The organism is Cupriavidus phytohabitans (assembly GCF_000426345.1).
Taxonomy (GTDB): domain Bacteria; phylum Pseudomonadota; class Gammaproteobacteria; order Burkholderiales; family Burkholderiaceae; genus Cupriavidus.
On record NZ_AUFE01000213.1, the window covers coordinates 1 to 1,877 of the forward strand.

Below are 1,877 nucleotides of genomic sequence, written 5' to 3' on the forward strand. Positions count from 1 at the left end.
GCCGCCGCCGTGCCCGACAAGGATCTGCTGCGCCCGGCAGATCTTCCAGAAGATGCGCCCGTCCTGTCGGCGCCCACGGAAGGCGAAGAGATCGTCAGCGACTACCGCGCCTTGGGCCTGACGCTGCGCCGCCACCCGCTCGCCCTGCTCCGCCCGATACTCGCCACGCGGCGCTTCGTGCCGGCATCGACCCTGGCCACTTACCAAAGCCGTCAGGTCGCGCGTGGCGCCGGCATCGTGACGGTGCGCCAGCGGCCGGGCACCTCCAATCGCGTCGTCTTCATGACGCTGGAGGATGAGACCGGGGTCGTCAACGTGATCATCTGGCCCACCGTGCTGGAGCGCTTCCGCAAGGAAATCCTGAGCGCGTCGTTGGTCGGCGTCTATGGGCAATGGCAGTGCGAGGGCGAGGTACGCCACCTGATCGCGCAACGCGTCGTGGACTTGTCGTGGATGCTGGGCCAGCTCGACACGCGGAGCCGGAACTTCTGCTAACTGGGTCCGTGCAACGAACCGCATCGCTGCTATTGCCCTGCTGTGACGGCGCTTAACTTGCCTTGGGCTCAAGCAGGCCGATCCGGTCGCCGGGAAGCCTGAAATTTCTCAACGTATCGAATCGCCTGCTCGCACTGTTCCAGCGACAAGGCGTGGATGCTCGGTGTCGCGACATCCATGCCAAGCGATGCAATGATCCATTTCATCGCCTTGCCGCGCGCCTCGAAAGCATTGACACCGTCGCGCCGCATCTTGGCCGCGATCAACGGCTCGAGCGCATCGTGCAGCTGGCTTTTGCGCTCGCGTAACGCCGCGTTGGCCAGCCGACCGAGTGGCGTGTTGTGCTTGCTGCGGGCCCGCACGCCGATCCAGGCCTGACACGCGGCGCAAATCCACACCGGCCCATGGTCTTCGAGATAGGGATACGTTTCCTCGCCGGCGCGGGCCAGACTCGCCTTGGCGCCGCAGTCATCGCAGACGGGCTGGGGAAGCGCAGGAATCGGGCGGCCAACGCGCATTGACGGACCTTCGCAGCACAAGTTGAGTAATAAGGGATTCTACGGGATGGGGTCGACGTTAAGCGGCCAGACGGCGCTCTAGTACGGCTGGTTGCGGTCATCGAGGATGGCGTCGACTGCGGCCAAGTTACTGGCGTCGGGTTGCAACAAGGTTGCCACGTGCTCAGGCCCGCTGTTCGGCTTCGCCCTCCGGTAAAGTGAAAGGGGCAAGAAGCGGCGTCTCTTGCACGCGGCTTGTCGGACGGCACCGGAGCCAGTCGATGCGCTTTTCGGTCACCCCCGAAGGAGGGGATGCAAACGAGCGCTTGTGTATGTGACGATTCCCCGCGACAGGACTGCGAACTGCCTGTCGACATTGGAGCCCTTGGCAGGCAGGCTAAGGGCTTTTCTTTTTCTTTTGTCGGACAGCGCCTGATACCGACGCGTAGTCGCCGGGCCGAGACTGACTCCATCACTTCAGGAGACAGCCATGCCCGGACAAGACATCCACGTGGTCCCCGCCGACGACCGCTGGGCCGTTGAGACTGAGGGCGGCCACGCCCGCGAGACATTCGACACCCAGGACGAAGCGATCGCGGCAAGCAGGGAGCGTGCCCAGCAGAAAAAGGTCGAATTGTTCATCCACGGCCGCGACGGGCAGATCCGGGAGCGCAACCCGTTCGGCAACGATCCCCGCGACATCAAGGGATAGCAGAGCGGCAGACAAGGGACCGAGAGCGGAATTGCTTCCCGTGGTGTCCGCCGCACCAGCGATTTCCAACAGAACCCCAATCTTACTGTGTCATAAAAAATAGTGCATTATATGGACTTCTTCATTAAAGGTGGAAGTGCATGAGCACACGTGACCGATTTGCGGATTACATG

At 62.8% G+C, this 1,877-nt stretch carries 3 protein-coding genes; 2 read left to right on the plus strand and 1 reads right to left on the minus strand.

Annotated features, from left to right (window positions below; translation table 11 throughout):
* Positions 1 to 495 (plus strand): OB-fold nucleic acid binding domain-containing protein (locus tag K309_RS38925; RefSeq protein WP_035878940.1); only part of this gene is annotated, 495 nt, incomplete at its 5' end.
* Between the two features lie 68 nt (positions 496 to 563).
* On the opposite strand, the gene K309_RS0134750 is transcribed toward K309_RS38925, so the two are convergent.
* Positions 564 to 1,013 (minus strand): zinc-finger-containing protein, encoded by a 450-nt coding sequence (locus K309_RS0134750; RefSeq protein WP_029050456.1) that lies wholly within the window; start codon positions 1,011 to 1,013, stop codon positions 564 to 566.
* Positions 1,014 to 1,482: 469 nt separating this feature from the next.
* On the opposite strand from K309_RS0134750, the gene K309_RS0134755 reads away from it, so the two are divergent.
* Positions 1,483 to 1,704 (plus strand): DUF2188 domain-containing protein, encoded by a 222-nt coding sequence (locus tag K309_RS0134755; protein ID WP_029050457.1) that lies wholly within the window; start codon positions 1,483 to 1,485, stop codon positions 1,702 to 1,704.
* The last annotated feature ends 173 nt before the right edge of the window (positions 1,705 to 1,877 follow it).

Coding starts and splice junctions, on each gene's coding strand:
- K309_RS0134750 (WP_029050456.1), bottom strand. CDS start 1,013: ATGCGCGTTGGCCGCCCGATTCCTGCGCTTCCCCAGCCCGTCTGCGAT.
- K309_RS0134755 (WP_029050457.1), top strand. CDS start 1,483: ATGCCCGGACAAGACATCCACGTGGTCCCCGCCGACGACCGCTGGGCC.